Below are 22,725 nucleotides of genomic sequence, written 5' to 3' on the forward strand. Positions count from 1 at the left end.
CGAAAACTATGCATGTCAGTCGGAGTATCGGCTTTAATGTCGATGCGGATTCACCTGCACACGGCGCTGGATTTCTATAATTTGCGAGATGTGATGCACGCTATCGGTGGGTTTCAGGTTCTGAACCCCTATCTAAATCAAGGAAGAGAACCCCATTGAAACCAGCTCTCGGCGCCCTGTTTTTAACCTGTCTGACGACCAGCGCTCTCGCTGACGTCAACTCTGTCGGCTTCCAATCCTCCACCCTGCCGGACCCACACAATGAGCGTCCGCTGGAGATGGTCGTCTGGTATCCCAGTACAACGACCGTCACCCCACAGTTGATCGGCGACGATGTGGTGTTTGTCGGTGCTTCTGCGGTTCGCAACGCGCCACCCTCTGCTGGCGAGCACCCATTGGTGGTGCTCTCCCATGGATTCAGAGGCAATTGGAACAATCAGAACTGGTTGGCGAGTGCATTGGCCCATAAGGGTTACATTGTCGCAGCGGTCAACCACCCCGGCACCACGACCCATGATCGCAGCCCGCAAGCGGCGGCGCAGTTATGGCAGCGGCCCATTGACCTGCATCGGGCCATTGAGGCGGTCACCACTCAACCTGAAAAATTTGGCGTGGTCGCAAAGCGTCAAATTGCTGTAGTGGGCCATTCACTCGGCGGCTGGACCGCAATGGCGATCGCCGGTGCTCGTTTCGACCCGGCCCTGTTTGCCCGTGATTGCAAACTCCATCCGCAGTTATCCAGTTGCACCAATTATCAAAAGATCGACCCTGAGAGTACTCCGGCATTAAAGGCTGGTCTGGCCGGCGATTTGCGCGATCAACGCGTCACCGCTGTGGTTTCTTTGGACCTGGGACTCTCGCGCGGGATGACCGACGAGAGCCTTGCGGCTCTGCCGGTGCCGGTGCTGGTTATCGCTGCCGGCGCACCATCGGTGGAACTGCCTGCTCAGTTGGAGTCCGCCAACCTGGCCACACGCCTGCCCCAAGCGTCCAGCCGCTATGTCGAGATCAGTGACGCCAGCCATTTCAGCTTCTTGCCGATTTGCAAACCGGGTGCAGTGGCATTGCTCGAAGAGGACACTCCTGGCGATGGCATCATTTGCGGGGATGGCGACAATGCTCGCCCGCGCGAGGTAATCCAACAGCAGGTTACGTCACTGATCAGCGAGTTTTTGACGCAGTCCGCGAACAACAAAGTGGAGCTCTAGGATTGCTGGCACTCGGCAACTCAGCAGACCTGAAATTTGCGTAAGAGCGCAATTTTTGTGTCGAATCCAGCCACCTGTTACGATCAAAAACGTTTTTACACAGCCTCGGCCGATATCTGCCCATCACGAAAGGCAGATGTCGGCCAAAAGCTGCCGGTCAACGGTCTCTGCTTAAAGCCTCCCTCGTTGGCGATCTCATCCGCATTATGTTTACCTCCCGACATCGGCAGCCCAACGTCACTTCACCTGCTCGATGTCACCGGGCTTCCAGCTCTTATCGATGGCGGGTTCCTTCGGGCCGTAGAGTCGGATGATGGCGAAATAACCTTTACCTGGCACAGTGGCGAGCCAGTTGGCTTTCTTGCCTTCGGGTACTTTGGGTCCGAGGTAGAGGTCGGTGCTGCCGTCGGCGTTCTGCACCGGCTTGTCACGCGAACCGAGCGAGGGGAACGGCTGGCCGTTGTCGAGACCGGAAGCATTGGCGGCATCGTAAAGCGTCACCGACCAGAACAAGGCGGCAGGAATGTTGGCCGGCAGGCTCAGGTGATAGCTGGTGTCACCCGACAAAGGCGTGCCCCCGCTGTCGGTGAAACTGATCATATATTTGGCACCCTTGCCTGGGGTTTGGGACATCATTCCCGGGCTTATCGAGTAGTAGTTGGTGAACATCCAGATTCGGGCATCGAGGGCCAGGTACGGATATGCTCCGGCGACATTTTCCCAACTATCATTCTTCGACCCGCCCGGATTCGCGGGAGTACCGTCGGCGAAAGGATTAAGCCACTGGCGGTCTGGATAGACTCTATACGAGAGACCATTCGCCTTGTCTGAAAAGCCAATGACACGGCTCATTTCGTAGCCGGTCCTGGCGGACCGATCGAGGATCTCGCGTGTTCGCGCATCAGGATTGAACGGTTGCCCCTTGACGATGCCGATCGCCGCCAGCATGCCAAGCCAATCGGAACCGGCGAGGTTGGCGCCTTCACTGTCCACAAGCAGCTTGAGTTGATCGAAGGCATTGCCGTCGCTGCTCGGCAGCATGTTGACCGGGACGCCGGAGGCATCGGGGAATATCATCGGTTTCGCCCCGGCCGCGCCGTTCAGTGGATATATCTTTGTCTGTTCAAGATGCGTAACCGCCGGCGTCAGATTCTTCGGGTCTTCATAGAACCCGCGCAGAAAGACAAAGACATTGTTTGTGGCAGAGCGGTACACGTAATAGCCGTCCGGCACTTCGCCCTTGTAGCCGGGTGGCAAGAGGAGAAACTTGCCGCCCTTTCCCTCATCCGGTCCAAACAGACCAACGTCACCGAAGAACTTGCCACCATCGACCGGGATGGGACGCTGCCAGACATCCAGCAGGATGCCTTGCAACTCAGGCGGCGCTTCCATCACCAGCGGTCCATCCCTTCCCAAGTCGATATAGCTCATCGCGTAGAGGACATCGGAGTTGGGGGTCGTCACCAGGGTCTTGGCGTCAAGTCTGCGCTTCCAGATCGGCAAGACGTTGTAGCCGGCGCCGAATGTCTTTTCCGAGCCGACCTGCATGCCGAGGGTGTTGATCAAAGGCAGCGCCCAGAGATACGTCTGCGTCGCCCGTTGAAAAAGCAGTTCGTCGCGTAGTATCTGCGCGGCCTCCTTCGTAGGTCAGCCTTGCGTGAACGGCAGGTCGGCGAGTTTATTGAAGCTGGCTTCCTGAGCGGAGGCCTGCGTTGCCAATTCGCTCATTACTAACGCGCCCACGAGCGCAGCGGCGATCAAGTTCTTTGGATTCATGGTTGCGTCCTCTGCCGTTTGATCACTTCACCGTCGCGATGGCCGGTGGCTGCCACGTGCCGTCGAGTATGGCTTTGTCGGCCCAATAGGCACGGATGTAGAGCGAGAATGGGCCGCTGGGGGCCGGCAGCCAATTACTTTCCTTGTCCTTGCCGGGCGTCTTGGCGCCGGCATAGAGCGTCAGCGACCCGTCCGTGTTGTATTTGAGATTCTTGTTCTTCGTGCCCAGTGAATTGCGCTTTAGCGCGTTGGGATGAAACAGGTGGACGTCGTTGTATAGCGTGAGCGACCAGAAGCCCTTGACCGGTGGCAGCTGGCCCTTGGCAAAGGTGACGGCATAGGTGTTGTTTCCGTTGAGTTGCTTGCCCTGGCTATCGTTGTCCGTGTAGATATATTTCGTCTCTTCCGGGCGGTTGTCGTACATGTTCGACTTGGCGGTGGCGGTCCGGTTGAGGTAGTCGGTTCCCCATTGGGCATTGTTCACCGGCGAATTCCAACCATTGCCGGCGGCACGACCGTTGTTGCTCCACCGCAGGAACGGCGAAATCATCTCGTGCTCAGCCCCGACAGCGGTAGCCTTGAGCGTCTGCATGATTTTCGGGTCCTTGGCGGCGGCGTCCAGCACACTGCCGATCCAGTTATAGAGGGCTTCCTCGCCTGGCAGCGGCGGCACGCTTTTCATCACCGCAGGTAGTTCGTCGAAAAAGGTTTCCGGGTTCACCCACGAGGCCTCCCCTTTGCCGCTGGTCTTCGGCGTGGGGAAATGCGGTAGATTGCTCCAGTCCTTGGACTTCATCTTGCCGTCGAACTCCGACAACGGGTAGTAGACGATCTGGCTGATCACCGGCTGGACGGCTTTTTGGTCCTCAGCGCTGTCATCGATGAAGATACGCGGAACGACAAAGGCCAGCGACGTGGAGGAGCGCACCACTGCCGTAATGCCGGCTGGAGTTTCGCCCTTCCAGTTTGGGCCGACCATCATGTAGAAGCCGGGTTTGGTGCCGTAGGCCTTACCGATCTCGGAGAATTCGTCGGTGCGCGCGTCATAGTGGGCGTAGACCCAGAAACGATCACCAAAATCCGGGACCTGGAAGACGATGGGCTCTTTGTCCAGCGTCATGAAGCCGGCGCCGTACGCGACATCCTGGTTGGGGCAAGCGATGAAGGTTTGGTCCGGGCTGACGTACCCGGTCAACATTGCGTTCCGGTTGAACGCGATCGGTATCACGCCACCCAGCAAGCCGGGTTCGGGGGCCTTCGAAAAAGCGTTGCCACGGTTGGCCATGTTGACCAGCGGCCAGCCCCACAGGTAGGCCATGCGCCCCACCGATTGCACGTAGGCCGTGGTCATGGCGGTGCCGCTCGCCGGGCCGGGAACTTCGCTGGCGGTTGTAGGGATCGCCACCTGCTGTGCCTGAGCGTTACCCGCCAGCATCAGGAAGGCTGCCCCGACGCCCAGTAAAACGGTCAAGGATCGACGATCAGTTTCCTTGACCCGATAATTTCCTCGGCTGGCAGCACAAGATTCAGTCGACATGTTCAACCTCCAAACTCCGTGAATACGTGAATGGATGCCGAAAGACATGCGGAAAAGAAGGGGTCAAACGTTGTGGCGACTGGACCCCTGCGACAGCACCGCGGCGGCACGCCGATTGATTGTAGCAGTCCGGAATCAGACAGCTTTGGCTATTCGGCCAGCGCTCCACGGGTGCAGCCGCTACCGTTCGCTTCGGGCCTGCCTATGGCTAAACGGCCTCCCATTCGTTGACTGACTGCTATCTGCGCTCTCGCTCAAGACTCCGACGGGCAGCTGTGGGTCGGATACAGCCCTTGGTGACAGGCAGAGATCGGCCAGAAGCAGTCACTCAGCGCGACAATGGCGTGACGATCTGGATCAATACTCAGGTTGAAGCTATACCGAAAGGGTTCAGAGTGGGGATGGACCACACGCTCGATTAACGACTGAGGAGAACTTCGCGGTGTCGAATCAGCTGGTCATACGCAACATGACCCGTCCCGAACTGGACGAACTCGTCGATTGGGCTGCCCGTGAGGGCTGGAATCCCGGCCTTCACGATGCCGAGCTGTTCTGGGCTACGGACCCTGCCGCCTTCATCGCGGCGTACCAGGGCGGTGAATTGATCGGCGGCGGTGCCATCACCTCCTACGATGGCGAATTCGGTTTCATGGGCTTTTTCATCGTCCGGCCTGAATATCGCGGTCAAGGTCTGGGCAATACCCTCTGGCACGCACGCCGCGAGCGACTCCTCGCCCGCCTGCGTCCAGGCGCGAGCATCGGCATGGACGGCGTCTTCGCGATGCAGGACTACTACGCCAAGGGTGGTTTCGTCTTCTCCCATCGCAACATGCGTTTCCGTGCCAATCTCACCGCCCGCCCGACGACCTCGCAGGTAGACGGCCAGGACATCGTCCCGTTGGCCACTTTCCCGTTCGATCAGGTTGCCGATTACGACCGCGCCTGCTTCCCCGCCCCGCGCGCAAGCTTCCTGAGCGGGTGGATAGCCCAGGCCGACGCACTCGCCGTGGGTTGCCGGCGCGAGGGCAGGCTAAGCGGCTATGGCGTAGTAAGGCGCTGCCGGGAAGGCTACAAGATCGGCCCCTTGTTCGCCGATGACGCCCTGGCAGCCAATGCCCTCTACGCTCGCCTGGCGGAATTTGCCGAGGGTGGCCCGCTGTTTCTCGATGCCCCGCAGAATAACCCCGCCGCGATGGCGCTCGTGCACCAACAGGGCATGATCGAGGTGTTCGGCTGCGCACGCATGTACCTCGGCCCTCCTCCGGCGATCGCGCACGAACGTGTGTTCGGCGTCACGACCTTCGAGCTGGGCTGATGTCCACTCGCGACCTCATCGGTTACGGCGGCTGCCCACCCCACCCGCGATGGCCCGGTGAGGCGCGCGTCGCGGTCCAGTTCGTACTCAACATCGAAGAAGGCGCGGAGTCATGCATCCTCAATGGCGATGCACAGTCGGAGGCCTGGCTTCACGAGCTGCCGGGGCGCCCTGTGCGCGTGGGGGAACCGGACTTGAGCGTCGAGGGCATGTACGAATACGGATCGCGCGCAGGTGTGTGGCGCATTCTGGAGCTGTTCAGCGCCCGAGGCCTGCCGCTGACCGCCTTCGCCGTCGGCCGGGCACTGGAACTCACCCCGGCGATCGGCCATGCGCTCTGCGCTGCCGGGCATGAGGTTGCCGGACATGGCTACCGTTGGCTGGACTATCGCGACATGCCTGAAGACCAGGAGCGGCACCATATCCGCCTCACCCTCGACGTGATCGAGCAGATCTGCGGTAAACGCCCCACAGGCTGGTACACAGGAAGGGTCAGCCAGAACACCCGCCGCCTGTTGCGTGAGGAAGGCGGGTTGCTCTATAGCTCGGACGCCTACAACGATGATCTGCCCTATTGGCTCCCGGGTTCGCCCGCCCACCTGGTGATCCCTTACACACTGGTCAACAACGACGCCCGCTATCTGCTGCCGAACGGTTTCGCCTGCGGTGAAGACTTCTTCCGGCTGCTCAAGGACGCTTTCGACCTGCTGTGGCAGGAGGGTGCGCAACACCCGAAGATGATGAGCATCGGCCTGCATGGGCGGATCAGTGGCCATCCTGGTCGTGCGATGGCGCTGGCGCGCTTTCTCGATTACGTGCAAGGCCACGACGCGGTGTGGATCTGCCGCCGCGAAGAGATTGCCAGGCACTGGATCGCCCGATTCCCCGCCTGAGTGGCTGTGGACTCCACCTGAATTCGGCACACTCGCCCGAGCGCCGACCCTGGCCGCGCTCGAGGCGTCATCGCAGACTATTCTTGATCTGGGTAACCGACCGGTCGCACCGAAGGAGGTCACTCGTTTATGCACTGTGTCCTTTTCGAAATCCGCCGCGGTTCGATCGGATGCGTGAAGGCAAATGGATCCGCGCGGTCATGGAGTTCCGCTGAACTACCGGACTGGGGCACGGCCCCAGGCACTTTTGTCTGACACCCTGAAACGGAGACGCCAGCATGAGCACCTTGCAACTTCACCCTGCACTGGACAATGGTATCCAGCCCGCCGCCGCGAATTTCACAGGTGGCACTCTGCAATGCCTGTGTGCGACCGACAAGGTCGAGATCAGGATCGACGCACAAACTCTGCATAACCACGCGTGCGGCTGCAGCAAATGCTGGAAACCACAAAACGCGACATTCGCCGTCATCGCCGTGGTGCCTCGAGACAAGGTCAGCGTCATTGCCCACGGCGAAAAACTGGCGATTGTCGACGAAACCGCCACCATCCAGCGCCACGCCTGCAAACAGTGTCACGCCCATCTCTTTGGGCGCATCGAAAACAAGGACCATGCGTTTTATGGCCTGGACTTCGTCCACACCGAGCTTTCGCCACAGAGCGGATGGGCTGCGCCGGGATTCGCGGCGTTCGTGTCCTCCATCATCGAAACCGGCACACCGCCAGCGCAAATGAAGGCTATCCGCGAGCGCCTGCGCTCGATCGGCCTGGAGCCCTATGACTGCCTGTCCCCGGACTTGATGGACGCACTGGCGACTCATGTCGCCAAACAGAAAGGCCTGCTCCCCGCCGCCTGATTGATCGGAAGCCGCGGTCTCTTTTCCGGACCGCGGCTCCGATTCACCTTTGATGTTGTGCGCCCCCACATAATTAACCGGGGGGGCTGCAGGCACGCTCGGGTGATCGTAAAACGGCCAAAGCTGTTACTCAATCGGTTCGTAGTTGAAATGCTCTGGGTCAGGTCGATTAGTACCGATAGGTTGCCTGTATTGAAAATCCATTCGCACTATTTTCGTATTTGGCACTGTATTGCGGTTGAAGACCGGAGTTGTTCGACTGATTTACTGAGACTTTGGAGTCCCAGAGATAACCATAAGCAAAGTCTATCGTCAGATCGGAATTCGGAGAGTAAGCGCCTCCCAGGGTCACGGCCTGGCGATTCCCAACCGGTATGCGCACGCTGCGATCGGCATTTCTGATGGGCGACGGATCATAGGCGTAGCCTGCGCGCAGCAGCCATTGTTGGTTCATTTGGTAGGATGCGCCAACTGCGGTGGCCCAAGTGTCACGCCAGTTCATTTCTTCGGTCACACTTCCCAGGCCAGCCGCCTGGCCCAAGGGGGAAAGACCGCTGTTGACCGCCTCTACCTTCTTGATCCGGCTCCAGCGTTTCCAGGTGGTCCCCAGGTATCCCGTCCAGCGACTATTGAAATGATGGGTGATAGACGTATCCACGGATTCGGGCATTGTGAGGTCTATCTTGTTGTCATACTTTCCGTCCAGCGGGATGACGCTCGGGGAGCCGGAAACCTCAGTATGCCCTTCAAGTTCATAGTCCACCTTCGAGTGATAGTTGATCCCCCAACGGGTAGCCTCGGTAAAGTCAACCAGGATGCCGACGTTGTACCCAAGCGCGGTGTCATCGCCTTTGATGGTGACCAGTGTGTCCTGGCCATTGTTCAGGGCGCCGGTGGCCAGGTAGTTCTGAAGCTTTGCATTGAAACGGTTTATGGTCGGTCCGCCACCAATGGACACGTAGTCATTGATCCGATAGGCAATGGTAGGCTGCAGGGTGATCTCCTTGGTCGTACTATAGGAACCATGGTAGCGGCCCTGAAAACTGCTCTCGTAGTCATTGATCAGGCCACTCGGAGCATAGAGACCCAGGCCAATCGAAAAACGATCATCAAGCGGCGTCGACATATAAGCGAAGGGCACAACCCCCAACGGTACCGAGTCCCCTTTATTCGTTCCCGTGGCACTGCTCTGCGCATCACTGATGTCATCGCTCACCGCGACGACCGCGGCTCCGCCGGAAATCTCACTACGCTTCAATTTGGTTAAGCCCGCCGGGTTGCCAAAGATGGTGCTGGCGTCCAGCGCGGAAGACGATCTTCCCGCATAGGCAGTTCCCGCGCTGCTTGCACTTTGTTCGTTCAAGGCAATGCCATTGGCCCCCGCGCTCGTGGAAGCGCTGAGTATTGCCGCGGCACCTGCAAACTTTATCCAGGAAGACACTTCTCGCACAGCTGAGTGACACGGGGTTGCACGGTTGCTCAGATTCATTTCCTACCTCGTATTGTTGTTATTGATTGGTGCGCAGGCAAAGCTTCGCCTTCCGGTGCACTTGGCAGTGCCGGTTGGGGTTGATCGAAGTTGTGAAAGGCCCTGGCTGACTACTACCAGGGCTGAGGCGCCGAACTTACGCAGTCAGGATCATTTGAGCCACTCCACCTGAAAGCTATAGCGACCAAGAAGGAGGGCCAGGGACTCTTGATTTCTCCCGGCACGGATGCACGCGACTAATCCACGTTGTTCATGCGCAATGACCTCGACCTCGATGTCCTTCAGACACATGCGTTCCACTTCCTGCCGAACTACTCGGGTCACCTCGCGCTGCTGCAAGGCAGGCTTGAAAATCTTGCCAACCGCCGTCAACGGCAGTGCTTCGAGGATATCGATCCGCTTGGGAATGGCCGCCCGCTCACTGATGTGGCGCTGAGCAAACTGCTCAAGTTCTTCAACATTGCAGACGTGGCCTGGTCGCAGCTGCACGTAGGCGACCGGCACTTCACCCGAATAGGCATCCGGGCTACCGATGGCAGCAGCTAACGCCACCGCTGGATGGGCTTGCAGAGCCTCCTCGATTTGCTTGGGATCGATATTGTGGCCGCCGCGGATGATCAGCTCCTTTTTGCGCCCGGTCAGCCAGAAGTAGCCATTTTCATCCTGGCGACCCAGATCGCCCGTGTTCAGCCAGCGCTGACCATTGATGTTGATCCACAGGCCCCGGCTATGGCTTTGTTCAACGTAACCCTCGAACAGGTTGGGACCTGTGATGGTGATCAGCCCGGTTTCGTCGGTGTCGGCGTCGCGCAAATACTCTCCAGCGTCATCGAGCATGACTGCGCGCATGTCCTGGTAGGCAATCCGTATGCCGATGGAGCCGATGTAGCGCTCGCCATGGGGTGGATTAACCGAGGAAACGCATGCGCCTTCCGTGAGTCCGTAGCCTTCGAGGATCTTCACTCCGGTCCGACTTTCGAACTCCCGGAAAAGCTCGACCGGCATCGGCGCGGCACCACACATGGCATAACGAAGGCTGGACAGGTCACGGCCTTCCAGCTCGTTTTGCAACAGTGCGGAATAGACGGTAGGAACGCCGGAGAAGAAGTTGATGCCGAAGTGCTCAACCATCTCCCAGAATCGTGGGATCACACCCTCGCCGCGATAACCTTGCGGCGTTCCGAGGATGACATGATCACCTTGGGTCCAAGGCATCAGGCCTGTCACCAGCTGTGCATTTACGTGAAATAGCGGCAGCCCGCAAAAAATGACCTGGCCACTCCCATGTGGTTGCATGTGCGTGGCCATGGCCCACGCGTTGAAGACCTCCGCCCCATGGGTACGCATCGCTATCTTGGGCAGCCCGGTGGTACCACCGGTGCAGAAGTAAGAGGAACGATCCTCAGGGCGCAATGCCCGGTTGCTTTTCAGGTGCGTGGCTGGCTGAGCATCCATCAACGTCCGTAATTCGTGAATCGTAGCCCCCCTGTGCAACTCACGTTCTTTCTCTGCAAGGGATTCAAGCGATTGGCACTGAGCTACATCAACATAGGGTCCCATGCCAACCCAAACGACGTGCTTGATTTCGGGAAGTTGATCCAGCTGCGAGGCCAGCTTGGGCCACAAGTCGCTGCCCGGCGTCGGTGCGAGCGTTACCACCACGCTGGCCTTGGCGGCCCGTAGCAAGGCAGCCATTTGTTTGGCTTCTTGCAGCGGATTGACCGCCATGACGACACCGGCCGCTTCACCCCCCCAGATAGTGAAGTGGGTTTCCGGCAGGTTGGGCAGGATGAAGGCCAGCACTTCACCCGGGGTAATGCCCAGGTCGTGGAAGGCATTCGCCGCGCGAGTGATATCTTCGACGAGTTCGGCATAGCTCCAGTGGTGTGTGTTCCTGAAGCAGCTGGCGTCGGCGAAGAAACTCAGTGCGGGCGCATTGGGAGAAAGCTCGGCTGTACGCATCAGTGCTTCATAGGTGCTGCCAGCCAAGCCACGCTCCGATAGCGGAACCTGCTCGATATTTTCAATGTCGTTCAGAGATCGCACCATCATCTTCAGGCTTCCTCTACGACTCGGTTGCGTTGCACACCCAGGTCAATCACGCCATCCGCACTGCGAATGTGCGCTTCGACGACGTCTCCAGGCTTGAGATACTGCGTCCGCCCTTCCTGTGCCTTGAGGAAAAGCTTCCACTTGGTGGCTTCTGGCATCAGGGCCGCAATGCGCTGTTTGGCCGGCGAAGGGATGGTCAGCGCGCATCCCGCAGGAGTACCGGTGGCGATCAGGTCGCCGGGGGCAAGATCTTGAACGGCGGATAGTTCGGTCAGGGTTTCAGCGGGGCCATACACCAGGTTGGCCGTGCTGTCGCTTTGTCGCACTTCACCATTGACCGTCAAGCGCAACTGCAATGCTTTCAGGTAATGCATGTCCTGGGCATCCAGAAGGCAGAGATAAGGACCGACCGGGCCAAATGTACGGAAGCTCTTGCCCTTGTAGAACTGCATCTGCGGGATCTGAATATCGCGTGCCGAATAATCATTGACGATGACCACGCCGGCAATGAACTCGTGCAGGTTGGCATCGTTGACGGTTACTGCGCCGCTGATTACGCGTTTCATCACCAGCCCGAGTTCGATCTCATAGTCAAGGAAACGGACGTTGCGCGGCTTGATAAGGACGCTGTCTGCGGCCACCAGGCAACTGGTCGCCTTGGTAAACATCATGTTGTATTTCTTCGCATCCGGGTCCATGCCCGACTCGATCATGTGCTGTCGGTAGTTGGCCCCTTGACAGACGAACTGTTGATTGCGGGTCACCGGCGACAGCAGTTTCACTTGGTGCGCCTCCAACTGAGTACCATTGAGTTGAGCGAGGTCATCGATACGGTTGTGGCTGATGAAGTCACCCGTGGTCTCAAAAGTACCCGGGACAATCGTGATACGGTCTTGGCGTAGCACGCCCCAGTGGATACCGTTCTCAAACTCAAAGCGAACTACGTGTACAGCAGACATTGAAGGTACTCCTGGAGCAGCGTTTGTCCCGCGCTCGACGGCGCGAGAACTGTGGTGTTGTTCTGAGGGTTGGCTGGCGACGCTGTAGATCAACGAGCCGCCGGCGATCAAGGCACCGGCTTTGAGCACGTCTCGCCGGCCATATCGTGCAGCGTTGCCCGACATGGCGGCCGCTCTACCCGAACATCCGCATCAGCGTGATCAACTTGCGAATCGTTAAGTCGGGGCTGCGCCGCAGGTTACGGATCAGGGTTCGTACATTGCCGACGCTCATCCTGGGTTTTGTAAAACTCTTGGGCATACGCTGCCCCCACTGCGCCATAGCCTCGGGACTCACCGGATGGATGCCCACGGGTTGGATGGCGGTAAAGATATCCCCGTCGCAGTAGTGCTCGTGCTTGTCACCCCAAGGGTCTTGCCAGTAATCGAAGATCTGACTGCCCAGGATGTGCCGACCGATTCCCCATGAGTGCTCCCAACCCCGCTCTCGCAGGACCCGTTGCCCCATGCCCACCGCATCTGCGTCGACAACTTCATAGGCGCTATGGCTGTAGGTAGCCATGAACCCCTGCGCGATCGCGAGCGTATGGTGATCTGCCGGCCTGTCACCGAGATCAAGGCGCATGAAAGCGACGATGGGGGTGCCGTCGGGGAGTACCTGTACATCGCTGGGAATGAACCCGAAATGCTGGGTGTACCAGGCACAGGTCGCCTGATAGTCGGCCACTTCAATGACGATGTGACCCAGTTTCAGCACTTCAGGCGGTGCAATCGGTGGGCGCTGTGTGGCGTTGATTCGCGGCTGTTCTTGCGCCAGATTCCAAGGCAGTGGGGCCCTGTGTTCCAGGGTTTCACTGAGCGTCTGGTCGCACACTGCCTCGACGATAAAGCCGGAAGGATCGGTCAGTCTGACGTAATGGCCGCCGCCAGGATGCGTCGACGTCTCGATCGATGACGAACCTGGAATTTGCGTCAGCCTTTTCAGATCATTGAGCGATTGGACTGCCAGCCCGAACCCGACAAAGCATGCATTTTCTGCACGGTGGACACGGTAACAATAGGGAGCCGGTTCAGTGCCGCGCAGATAGAGCGTTTCGGCGTTCTGATGACTGACGGTCAGGCCGAAGTCTGTCAGGAAATGCGCCGCCTCCTTCAAGTCTGGCCTTTGAAAGATCAGGTGAGTCAGGCCTTGGGCTTTAACCGTCGGTTGCGGATGCCGGACAGGCTGTTGTGTTGCCAACCGGGGCATTTGATTTTTGTTATTCATTGTTCTTGTTTTCCAGTTTTCAGGGCAAAGCGATCCCCGACCCCCTGAAAATTCCAGGGGTGTTTTTTGTTGAGTCGGTTACCGCGCTCAGTCGAGAGGAGGAAGTACCGGCAACTCTCTGGTTGCCAGCGCTCTTGCCTCCTCGAGAGGCACACCCAATGCCCGCAGCACCAGTTCCGCGGTGTCAGATCCTGATTCGCGCCACGTCCTGTGCCCTTCCAGCACCAGAAAAATCGAGCCCAGGACGCTGCTCGATATCAGCGTCAGTATTGAGAGCAATTGCTCCTGCTGAAACTGGTAGCGCCCGTTGGAAAGACCGTTCAGAAGATCCGTAGTCGCTTGGCTGCTAAACATTTCGCGCAACGAAGAATTGCTCATGGCGAACTTATGGATGAATGCGCCCCACTGGGAGTCCTCGTGCGCTCGACGGATGAAAAATCGAATGCCATTGGCAAGCCGCTGAGCCGGATCGGAGAGGGAATTGAAGCTCTTGTTGACGCGCTCATGCATCTCCCTCGCAAGCTGGCCAGCGACTGCCTCAAACAGGCTTTCCATGCTGTCGATGTTGCTATAGACCGTTCCGCGCGCCACTCCGGCCTCTTGTGCGAGGTCGAGAATGTTCACTTGTGAGGTACCTCTTTCAGCGAACAGGCGAAAGGCGGCTTGATGAATGCGGCGCTGTGTTGGATTTAGGGATTCCACGGTTCTCTCTCCAGGATTACCTTGTGGGTAGATTGAACACTCGTGTTCAGCGTGCGTCAACAACGTTTTTTCAATTGAGTACGTCAGCCTCAATAAAACCCGTTATAAACCCGAAAATAGAGGGTTAAATTGATTTGGCAGGATCGATTGAGGGCGCCGCACATCGACACGAATGAACACACATGTTCATCTACGTATCTTATTCGTGGCTCGCCTTCTCGGCAGGCCATCAAGCTGGCCCTGCCAAGCCAGTGGATGGCAGGTCAGGACACCGAAGTGGAGCCCATCGTCGCCAGGCGAAGAACGTCGGCAATGGATTGGCCGGGCTTGGCCGGCCGCGGATGACATCAGGATCAGGGTAGCGGCTTACCGGCGATTCTCCTGGCTTTGGCAGGTGTTACGCCCAGAGCCTTGAGAATCATCTCGGCGACCCGCTGGTCGTGTTCCACCACTACACGCCCTTCGACAACCGAGCGCATGGCTCCGGTTGTGCACGATACGACCATGTCCAGGGCGACCCCCTCGTCCTCATAGGCGAAAGTCCCAGCGCGCAGACCTTCACGCAGGTCGCCCAGCACATGAGCAGCCAGGCGCGAGCGCATGGCCTGATCGGAATAGATGATGCGCAGCAGTGCGTTGGCCCATTGATGGTCGTACGCGGCCCGGCATACGAACATGCGCACACCAATCGAAAGCCGCTGTGCACCGCAGTGCACGTCCGAACTCAGGGCGGAAATGGCATCGGAGAACTCACTTGCCATGGCGATTCCAACCGCCTCGAGTACTTCGTCGCGCGTTCGAAAATAGTTGTAGATGGTGCCGTTGGATACCGCCGCTTCCTCGGCTACCTCGAGCAGCGCGATCTCCCCCACCTCCTTGCGTGCGACAAGACGCAAGGCCGCGTCCACCAGGCCACGGCGAGTGCGCTCACGCTTCTTGTGACCTCGAGTGAGAGGCTCTTGCGTAGTTGCTTCTGAAGGAACAGTGGAGGAAGGCATCTTCAGGCTCTTAATCGAGGGGGCTCGTTGATGGTAATGGAAATGCTGTCAGGAGTGGCGTCTTCGCTAACCAGCAGGTCCCTGCAGCCCCGAAGAAGACTGCCTGCATCGAAGCCAGGGGCGTGGTGCATGATGATACGGTCGGGACGAACCGCGACGAGCGTTCCTTTGGCAGCCAGCGGCAGGATGTCATGGTTCATGTCTTCAATGAAGTCACAACTGCCGCCGGAGCGTTGCCCGCGTGTTCTGATCTCCAGGAAGTGGCCACCCATTTTTTCCCAGGAAACGATCTGGTCAGTGGTTAGCAGCGACAACGGATCAACACCGAATCCAACCAGGGTCAGGTTGTCTCCAAGCGCATCGTCGCTCAGTTTGATCTGCTTTTGCATGTTGCGAACCCAGGCTTGGGGAAACAGGCTGCCACGTACCAGCTTGTCGCCCCGACGATGCTGCACGAACAGGCCGTGCTTGAAGGTGTTCTTCGGTTTGATGTCCAACTGCTCGAAGTACCTTCTGGTAGCGGAAGTCAACGCCAGCATGCGCATCAAGCCGTGGATGAAAAAAGCTGCGATCCTGTTCTGGGGCATCACCAGACGGCCCATGAGTTTCGCTAGATCGATCATCGCCTGGGCATGAGGGCGGCGCTCTTGGTCATAGGTATCGAGTATTGCAGGCGCGGCATGGCCACGAAGGACCCAGGCTAATTTCCAGGCCAGGTTGGCGCCATCTCGAAGTCCCGCTACGAGGCCTTGCCCGACAAAAGGAGGGGTGATGTGCGCTGCATCGCCGGCGAGGAAGATACGTCCCTTGCTGAATCTGTTGCAGCAGCGCGCGTGGAATCGATACACCGCCTTGCGCTCGATTTCCAGCTCCTGCGGGTTGATCCATGGCGCGATTAACCGGGCTATGCTTTCCGGGCTTTCCAGCTCTTCCCGGGATTCACCTGGTTGCAGCATGAATTCCCAGCGCTCCCTTCCACCGGGTGCGGGCATGTGCGGCGTTGGACGTCGTGGATCACAGATAAATTCGATGTGATCAATGGCAGACTCATGCCGGTTCCTGGCATCGACAATCAGCCAATCCTCTGCATAGGTTTGTCCTTCGAACTCCTGGCCAATCAGTGCCCTGACCCTGGAGCTTGCGCCATCCGCACCGATCACATACTGGGCGCAAACGGAATGCGAGTGTCCATTTTGATCCCGTACGGTGGCCACCACGCAATCCGGCTCCTCGACCAGATTCTCCAGCTCGAAACCACCCAGACTGGTCACTGACTTCAGCCGGGAAACCTGGCCGCGCATCGCGCGCTCGAGGTCGGGTTGATAGAACGTCACAAGCTTGGGATGGCCATCGATACACCCTTCAGTATTGGCTCGACCGAATTGCCCGAGGACCGGAGAGTGCATCTTCACTTCAGGGATAACGATCTTCTCAAAGGCGTCTTCCGACAATCCGGCGAGTTGCAGGATGCGCAGGGCTTCGTTGTCCAGAGCAATGGCACGAGGCATCAGTACGATTTCATGGAGCTTGTCCACCACCAGGGTCGTCACCCCATAGCGGCCGAGCAGCGCCGCGATTGTCGCCCCTACCGGACCGTTGCCGATGACCAGCACATCGACAGCGGTGGGAAGCAGTTCGGTACCTTTCTTGTTGTTGTTCATCTCGAGCCCTTGTTGTGATTGAAGTCGTGAGGCGCGCAGGTCTCATCGTCAGGCAAGGCCAAGGTATGTAAAATTGAGACAAATTTCAATATTGATGTTTTTGTCATTATTTTTTCTGGAGCATTACCGCACCGTGATGAGGCCATGTGAGCTATGCGGGAGGCCAGTTTCCGACCGGTGAGGCCTGGCTTGCGAGTCGATCAGCGTTGTTTTGGAGTGACCACGGATGCCTTGCTTGATGCCGTGGGGGGCATCGGTTCGCCAGCGATTCGGTGCTTGAGACAGCCATCAGCGATCTGCGCAAGGTGCTGGGCGACGACCCCAGGCAGCCCCGCTATATCGCGTGGAGCACTACGGCACCGGCGAACCGTACCTGCCAGCGGCCTTGCAATTGCACTGCACGGGTTGCTGGCCTGACGCCTGTGCATGATGCCCTGCAACCAGGCATCACTCCCTGTTCAGCACATCGATGATAGGGCAAGCGGCCCCGCCGGCACCTGCATCGCACTCCTGCACCAGTGCGCCCAGTACCTGCCGCAGTGCGGCAAGGTCAGTCATCTTTTGCTCGATCAGGGCCAGCTTGTGCACGGCCAGTGCCCGAGTCTCGCGACAAGCGCAGGCCGCATCAAGTGTCAGCAGTGTGCCCACCTCATCCAGCGTGAATCCCAGCGCCTGCGCCCTCTTGATGAAGCGCAGCCGTTTGACCTGCTCCGGTAGATAGCATCGATAACCGCTGAGCGGCTTTGGCGGCTCATCCAGCAAGCCGCGTCGCTGGTAATAGCGAATAGTCTCGATGTTCACCCCGGCAGCTTGCGCAAACTTGCCGATACTCAGCCCTGTCGTCATCACACGCCCCTTGATTCTGTACTCAGGTACGGAGTGTAAAGTGACCTTAGGTTAGATCAGTTCAATGGAGAAAACGATGGCTCGGGCTTCAGCGCAAACCGTCAGGCTCGACGTTCAGAAAATGACCTGTCCGGCATGTCCGATCGCGGTCAAACGTTCACTGGAGCTGTTATCCCTCCACCGTTCACAAGCGAGGCAACCATGAGCGCCGTCATCCTCGAATCCGTGTTGACCTGCCCGCATTGCGGTTTCGCCAAGCGCGAAGCCATGCCCACCGATGCCTGTCAGTTTTTCTACGAATGTGGCAGTTGCAAGACCCTGCTACGCCCGGCCCCCGGTGACTGCTGCGTGTTCTGTTCGTTTGGCACGGTGAAGTGCCCGCCGATTCAGGAGCAACGCGAATGCCGTGGTACGGGCTTGTTCTAGGTTCATTCGGTTTATCGGACGCCCCTGACGCGCCTCAAACCGTGATTATGGGAGGTCAGTGTCATGTGGAATCACTCTCTGGTGCTCGTGGTGATCTACCTGACTATCACCCTCTGCATCGGCTGGTTGTATACCATTGCACTCCTGTATTGGCTTTGATCCGATTGGTGACGATCGGTCAGTGCACATTTGGTAGCGCTTTCGGCAGGTAGCTTTGTTCCGATCACAGTCGTTTGCATCCCTTCGCGACGATCGGCCCCCTGACCGGAAGTGGCTACCTGGAAACTCAACCGTGCACCAGGTAGGCTCCTGACGGAACCCGATATCGCAGCTTCTTGCATTTGCCGGGTGCAGGCTGATGCCCCGGTGGACGATCAGGAAACCAGATTCGGCATTTACCCGGAGGCGGCATATGGCCGCGGGGAATCTCAACCTCAGCGTACGCCCGCTGAGGCTCGACACTAGCCATTTGTATTGTTCCCTCGGGCCCGGCTCTACCAGCCACCGGCGCATCCGAAACCCGATCTGTCTCTGCGCCAGCGAAGTTGCCAGCGTCGCGCCCAGTGTCCGGAGTGGATTGCTCGACAACCGCCATTTGCGCTTCGCGACGCCTTTGAGCCTCCTCTTGCAGCCCCTTCTGTACTGCGACCAGGTCCTCTTTTGCATTGGGTGGGGTACCCGAAGACTGGGCCTGCTGCGCCGCCTGGATCAGTTGGAAGTTGCGGCTGCGTAACGCGACGTTGCGACCAACCCGCAAATTCGAGCGCGCCGCCAGGGTTTCAGCCTGCTGGTACTGCCCCTGCTGAAGACGCAACACGCCGAGGTAATGCAGCGTCGCGGGATTGTTAGGCTGGATATGCAGGGCACGCTCCAGCGTGGCAGCGGCCTGGTCCAGTTGGCCATTTTCATACTGCCGCGAGGCGGTTTCGATCAGGGTGGTTGATGCGCTGTTACTTTGCGCAGGCGCTCTTCGCTCGGCGGCAACCGAACAAAGCGACGCGACGGCGCAGAACGCCAGGATGAGTCCCGACAGAAAACTCTTGGTTGGCATCAGGGGGGCGAACTCGGCTGATCTCGGACGGCACGCAAGTAAAACAGGCCAAAGCGCTGCTCGGCATCTGTGATACGGGGCCCCAATTGACCTGGGCAGTCCCCTGAAGTTCCCACTGCAAAGGCCACCGCGGCCAGGACTTTACCGCCAACAGACCCCATCGCGGATTTGTTCGCGATGGGGTCTGCAACCGCGTAGCAACGTGTGGCCAGCAGCAAAAGCATCAGGTCGTCAGGATAAAGTCCGTCTGGTCGATACCTGCACTGTTAACACCGACAAGGCGAATAGTGTCCACTCCGATCCCGATCACCGTGTCCGCCCCGTCAGCCGCAATGCTCACGTTGGCAGCGAACGTCTCGCTGCTGATCCCCAGCCCCGAGATATTGAGCAAGTCCTGTCCTCCGGCCGGATCGATATCGAAGCCCTGGATCGAGTCGTTGCCGAAGCCTGCCGCAGCAAACATGAAGGTATCGTTGCCGAAGCCGCCGTTGAGCGTGTCGTTGCCCAGTCCACCGAAGAACAGATCGTCACCCGCACCGCCGATCAGAGTGTCGTTGGCCTGGCCGCCCAGCATCTTGTGGTTTACCGCCGCCGCATCGTAGGCCAGTTCACTGCCGCTGCCCTCGGCGTTCGCCTGCAAACCCGCGGCCGCGTATTGGCCATTCATGGCAACCTGCGCCACATGCGCACCGTCACTCACGCTCAGCATGCCGCCGGTGCCTGTGTCATTCGCCGAATAGGTGATCTGCGTGTTGGCGCCGAACGCAACATCGCCAAAGTCCAGCTTGTCACCTGCGGCAAAACCGCTGACGCTGCCACTGAACGCCGCCGACACATCGAGCTTGAGCGTGCCTGCCGCGCCGCTGTCGAACGTCACATGCTGATCGGAGGCAGCACCGAACTCCAGTATCGCCGAACCGCTGATAGTCGCGCTTCCCGCGCCACTGGCATCTGCGTGGACGGTGATGTTGCCATCGTTCGCCCACAGGCTACCGCTGTTGAGGAGCGCACTTTCAATCACCAACCCGCCGCTGCCGCTGGCTTGCAGCACACCTGTGTTGGTGACGGGGCTGCTGCCGGTATCGATCACCAGCGCATTGACGCCGCTGGCAAGGATCAGGCCCGAGTTGACCAGCATCATCTGCCCCGCGCCCAACTGGCCGGCACCCGAGATGGTGTTGTCGGCATTGGTGAGCACCGTGTCCGCACTGCCACCAAAGATCACGTTCTGCGCGCTGTCGGACAGCACCACTTGCCCGCCACCGCTCAACGTCGCTCCACGGAACAGAATCTCGAGATCGGCCCCGCTGCCGGTGGAGCCGAGCGCTATGGTGCCGCTGTTGTCGATGCTGCCACCGAACGGCATGATCGCGCCGTCGGCAATGGTGAGGGTGCCCGTATTGGTCGTGACCGGGTCCACATCGAACAGTAAGTTGGCCGCGCCCAACGCCGCCGCATCCACGCCGTTGACCGTGATCGTCTGGTCGGCGCTGATGCTGAGCACGGCATTGCCGTTCGCGTCATTGGCGATACTCACATCCGCAACATCGTTGACGCCCGCGAAGCCGATCAAGTCGATCTTGTCCGCCGCCGCATCGAAGCTGTAAATGACGTTGTTGCCGATCGGCCGGGCGAACACGAAGGTGTCGGCACCGGACGAGCCGGTCAGGTTGTCGTCGGTGGACAAGGCGAAGATCGGCGCGCCTGGGGCATAGATTTCGACGTTGTTGAACACGTAGGCGCTTGCCGGGCTGCCGTCGCTGTTGCTCCAGTGCATGTTGACATCGAGCACCAACGCACCGGCGAAGTCGCTTGGAGTTGTCACAGTCAATGCGCCGGGATCGCTGGTCTGCACGGTCCAGGTGCCATCGCCGTTGTCGGTTCCTGCATTGAACGTCCATCCCGAGGGAACACCGCTGATGGCCACCGTCACGGGGCCGCTAATATCGGCCAGTGGAACGTTGAGGGCCAGATTGACGGGTTCGCCGGCAACGCCTGCCGGAAGGTTTGCACTGCTCCCGGCCGCACCAGGATTACCCGCCAGGTCGGTGTAGCTGTTCGCGGCAACGTCGACTTTTATGCTACCGCCCAGCGTTCTGGTCAGCGTTGCCGTGTAGGTATCGCCGTCAACCTGGGTAAAGTTACTGAAGGTTCCGCGTGGCGTTCCGCTCGTTGTCGTCATTGCTACATCAGACAGGCTGAAACCGCTCACCGTCTCACTGAACTGGAATGTGACCGTCGACGTTGAACCCATCGAACTCCCTAAGGCAGTCCCTGTCACTATCACCGTTGGCTGCACGGTATCAACCGGCGTCTCAACGACGTTCTGCACGTTCACCGTAATCGTCTGCGTGTCGATTCCGCCATTGCCGTCGGACACCTGAACGTCCACAACGTAGGCGTTGTCGCCGTCAGTACCACCGACATCCTGGGCATTCTCGTAATCGGGCGCTGAGTTGAACGTCAGCACCCCGCTCGAACTGATCGAGAACTTGCTGAAGTCCGTCCCGGCCGTATTCAGGAGCGAGTAGCTCAGCGTCTGCGCCGGCAGATCGGCATCGGTCGCCACCACCGTCGTAACCGCCGTGGTGTTCTCCGCCACATTGACCGAAGCCGTCGCACCACCACCGTTGGAGGTGATCACCGGGGAGTTGTCGTTGACTCCCGTCACGGTTACCGCGATCGCCTGGTCGTCAAACAGCGTGCCGTCCGACGCCCGCACAATCAGGTCATAAACGTTGTTCGTTCCCGAATCAGTCGGTGCTTCAAAGTTGGGTGCAGAGATAAAGCTCAGCACGCCCGTGCCTGAAACGATCGAGAACTTCGTGGCATCCGCTCCGCCGACGATGCTGTAGCTCAGCGTTTGTGCCGGCAGATCAACATCGGTCGCCGCCACTGTCGAGACCGCCGTGGTGTTCTCCGCCACGTTGATCGAAGCCGTCGCACCGCCACCGTTGGAAGTGATCGTCGGTGAGTCGTTGCTGCCGGCGATATGCACGGTGACCGAAGTGAGGGTGCCGTCGGCACTGCTCACCGCGAAGGTGTCGGTGTAGGTGATACCGGCGGCGAACTCGTTGTGGGCGGAATTGGCGACGTAGGTCCAGGCACCGCCGGTGCCGACGGAGAACTGGCCGTAGCTGCCGGCGGTGTTGGTTTGCGGGACGAAGGTTGCGGCGCTGTCGACGTCGCTGATTGTCAGGGTGCCGGCGGTGGTCAGCGCAGCATTGGTCTCGGTGAGGTTGGCGATGTCGGCGGACAGCACGGCGGCATCGTTGGTGCCGAGGATATGCACGGTGACCGAAGTGAGGGTGCCGTCGGCACTGCTCACCGCGAAGGTGTCGGTGTAGGTGGTGCCGGCGGCGAACTCGTTGTAGGCGGAGTTGGCGACGTAGGTCCAGGCACCGCCGGTGCCGATGGAGAACTGGCCGTAGCTGCCGGCGGTGTTGGTTTGCGCGACGAAGGTTACGGCGCTGTCGACGTCGCTGATGGTCAGGGTACCGGCGGTGGTCAGCGCAGCATTGGTCTCGGTGAGGTTGGCGATGTCGGCGGACAGCAGGGCCGCATCGTTGGTGCCGAGGATATGCACGGTGACCGAAGTGAGGGTGCCGTCCGCACTGCTCACCGCGAAGGTGTCGGTGTAGGTGGTGCCGGCGGCGAACTCGTTGTAGGCGGAGTTGGCGACGTAGGT

17 protein-coding genes and 2 pseudogenes are annotated in these 22,725 nt (G+C 59.1%); 7 read left to right on the top strand and 12 right to left on the bottom strand.

Annotation, left to right across the window (positions count from 1 at the left end; genetic code table 11):
* The first annotated feature begins 155 nt into the window (after positions 1 to 155).
* Positions 156 to 1,208 (top strand): alpha/beta hydrolase family protein, encoded by a 1,053-nt coding sequence (locus AC07W4_RS04200; RefSeq protein ID WP_495031607.1) that lies wholly within the window; start codon positions 156 to 158, stop codon positions 1,206 to 1,208.
* A 237-nt stretch (positions 1,209 to 1,445) separates the two neighbouring features.
* On the opposite strand, the pseudogene AC07W4_RS04205 reads toward AC07W4_RS04200, so the two are convergent.
* Both AC07W4_RS04205 and AC07W4_RS04210 read right to left on the bottom strand, forming a co-directional pair.
* Positions 1,446 to 2,984: pseudogene (locus AC07W4_RS04205) on the bottom strand (DUF1254 domain-containing protein).
* Positions 2,985 to 3,006: 22 nt separating this feature from the next.
* A complete protein-coding gene (locus tag AC07W4_RS04210; protein WP_495031608.1) occupies positions 3,007 to 4,521 on the bottom strand; it encodes a DUF1254 domain-containing protein in 1,515 nt (504 codons plus the stop codon).
* Between the two features lie 240 nt (positions 4,522 to 4,761).
* On the opposite strand from AC07W4_RS04210, the gene AC07W4_RS04215 reads away from it, so the two are divergent.
* The 4 genes from AC07W4_RS04215 to gfa all read left to right on the top strand — a co-directional run bounded on the left by AC07W4_RS04215 (position 4,762) and on the right by gfa (position 7,586).
* Positions 4,762 to 4,821 carry a two-component regulator propeller domain-containing protein gene (locus tag AC07W4_RS04215; RefSeq protein ID WP_495031627.1) on the top strand — a complete coding sequence of 20 codons (60 nt, stop codon included), beginning with the start codon at positions 4,762 to 4,764 and terminating at the stop codon, positions 4,819 to 4,821.
* A 142-nt stretch (positions 4,822 to 4,963) separates the two neighbouring features.
* The gene (locus AC07W4_RS04220) at positions 4,964 to 5,836 is read left to right on the top strand and encodes a GNAT family N-acetyltransferase (RefSeq protein WP_495031609.1); all 873 of its coding nucleotides are present in this window, start codon (positions 4,964 to 4,966) and stop codon (positions 5,834 to 5,836) included.
* Complete coding sequence (locus AC07W4_RS04225; RefSeq protein ID WP_495031610.1) at positions 5,836 to 6,729, top strand: polysaccharide deacetylase family protein; 894 nt, start codon at positions 5,836 to 5,838, stop codon at positions 6,727 to 6,729. Before AC07W4_RS04220 ends, AC07W4_RS04225 begins: the two co-directional genes overlap by 1 nt.
* Positions 6,730 to 7,007: 278 nt before the next feature.
* A complete protein-coding gene (gene gfa / locus AC07W4_RS04230) occupies positions 7,008 to 7,586 on the top strand; it encodes an S-(hydroxymethyl)glutathione synthase (RefSeq protein ID WP_008046900.1) in 579 nt (192 codons plus the stop codon).
* Positions 7,587 to 7,755: 169 nt separating this feature from the next.
* Here gfa and AC07W4_RS04235 read toward each other — a convergent pair whose 3' ends face one another.
* From AC07W4_RS04235 to mhpA, 7 genes are all read right to left on the bottom strand, one after another.
* Positions 7,756 to 9,075 (bottom strand): outer membrane protein transport protein, encoded by a 1,320-nt coding sequence (locus AC07W4_RS04235; protein WP_495031611.1) that lies wholly within the window; start codon positions 9,073 to 9,075, stop codon positions 7,756 to 7,758.
* A gap of 150 nt (positions 9,076 to 9,225) precedes the next feature.
* Positions 9,226 to 11,127 carry an acyl-CoA synthetase gene (locus AC07W4_RS04240; protein WP_495031612.1) on the bottom strand — a complete coding sequence of 634 codons (1,902 nt, stop codon included), beginning with the start codon at positions 11,125 to 11,127 and terminating at the stop codon, positions 9,226 to 9,228.
* 2 nt (positions 11,128 to 11,129) lie between these two features.
* A complete protein-coding gene (locus AC07W4_RS04245; RefSeq protein ID WP_495031628.1) occupies positions 11,130 to 12,086 on the bottom strand; it encodes a fumarylacetoacetate hydrolase family protein in 957 nt (318 codons plus the stop codon).
* 175 nt (positions 12,087 to 12,261) lie between these two features.
* A complete protein-coding gene (locus AC07W4_RS04250) occupies positions 12,262 to 13,353 on the bottom strand; it encodes a VOC family protein (RefSeq protein WP_495031613.1) in 1,092 nt (363 codons plus the stop codon).
* An 87-nt stretch (positions 13,354 to 13,440) separates the two neighbouring features.
* Complete coding sequence (locus AC07W4_RS04255) at positions 13,441 to 14,055, bottom strand: TetR/AcrR family transcriptional regulator (protein WP_495031614.1); 615 nt, start codon at positions 14,053 to 14,055, stop codon at positions 13,441 to 13,443.
* A 353-nt stretch (positions 14,056 to 14,408) separates the two neighbouring features.
* Positions 14,409 to 15,053 (bottom strand): TetR/AcrR family transcriptional regulator, encoded by a 645-nt coding sequence (locus AC07W4_RS04260; protein WP_495031615.1) that lies wholly within the window; start codon positions 15,051 to 15,053, stop codon positions 14,409 to 14,411.
* A 2-nt stretch (positions 15,054 to 15,055) separates the two neighbouring features.
* Positions 15,056 to 16,714, bottom strand: coding sequence for a bifunctional 3-(3-hydroxy-phenyl)propionate/3-hydroxycinnamic acid hydroxylase MhpA (gene mhpA, locus AC07W4_RS04265; RefSeq protein ID WP_495031616.1), 1,659 nt, complete (start codon positions 16,712 to 16,714; stop codon positions 15,056 to 15,058).
* Positions 16,715 to 16,930: 216 nt separating this feature from the next.
* Here mhpA and AC07W4_RS04270 point away from each other — a divergent pair.
* Positions 16,931 to 17,055: pseudogene (locus tag AC07W4_RS04270) on the top strand (winged helix-turn-helix domain-containing protein); the annotation flags it as partial.
* Between the two features lie 106 nt (positions 17,056 to 17,161).
* Here the strand turns inward: AC07W4_RS04270 and merR are convergent.
* Entirely contained in the window at positions 17,162 to 17,560 is a 399-nt protein-coding gene (gene merR, locus AC07W4_RS04275; protein ID WP_495031617.1) for a mercury resistance transcriptional regulator MerR, read from the bottom strand.
* Between the two features lie 201 nt (positions 17,561 to 17,761).
* On the opposite strand from merR, the gene AC07W4_RS04280 reads away from it, so the two are divergent.
* Positions 17,762 to 17,986 (top strand): GDCCVxC domain-containing (seleno)protein, encoded by a 225-nt coding sequence (locus AC07W4_RS04280; protein WP_495031618.1) that lies wholly within the window; start codon positions 17,762 to 17,764, stop codon positions 17,984 to 17,986.
* 286 nt (positions 17,987 to 18,272) lie between these two features.
* Here AC07W4_RS04280 and AC07W4_RS04285 read toward each other — a convergent pair whose 3' ends face one another.
* The gene (locus AC07W4_RS04285) at positions 18,273 to 19,037 is read right to left on the bottom strand and encodes a tetratricopeptide repeat protein (protein ID WP_495031619.1); all 765 of its coding nucleotides are present in this window, start codon (positions 19,035 to 19,037) and stop codon (positions 18,273 to 18,275) included.
* Between the two features lie 223 nt (positions 19,038 to 19,260).
* Positions 19,261 to 22,725 (bottom strand): beta strand repeat-containing protein (locus AC07W4_RS04290; protein WP_495031620.1); only part of this gene is annotated, 3,465 nt, incomplete at its 5' end.

The sequence above is a fragment of the Pseudomonas sp. GW821-FHT02A08 genome (assembly GCF_059422045.1).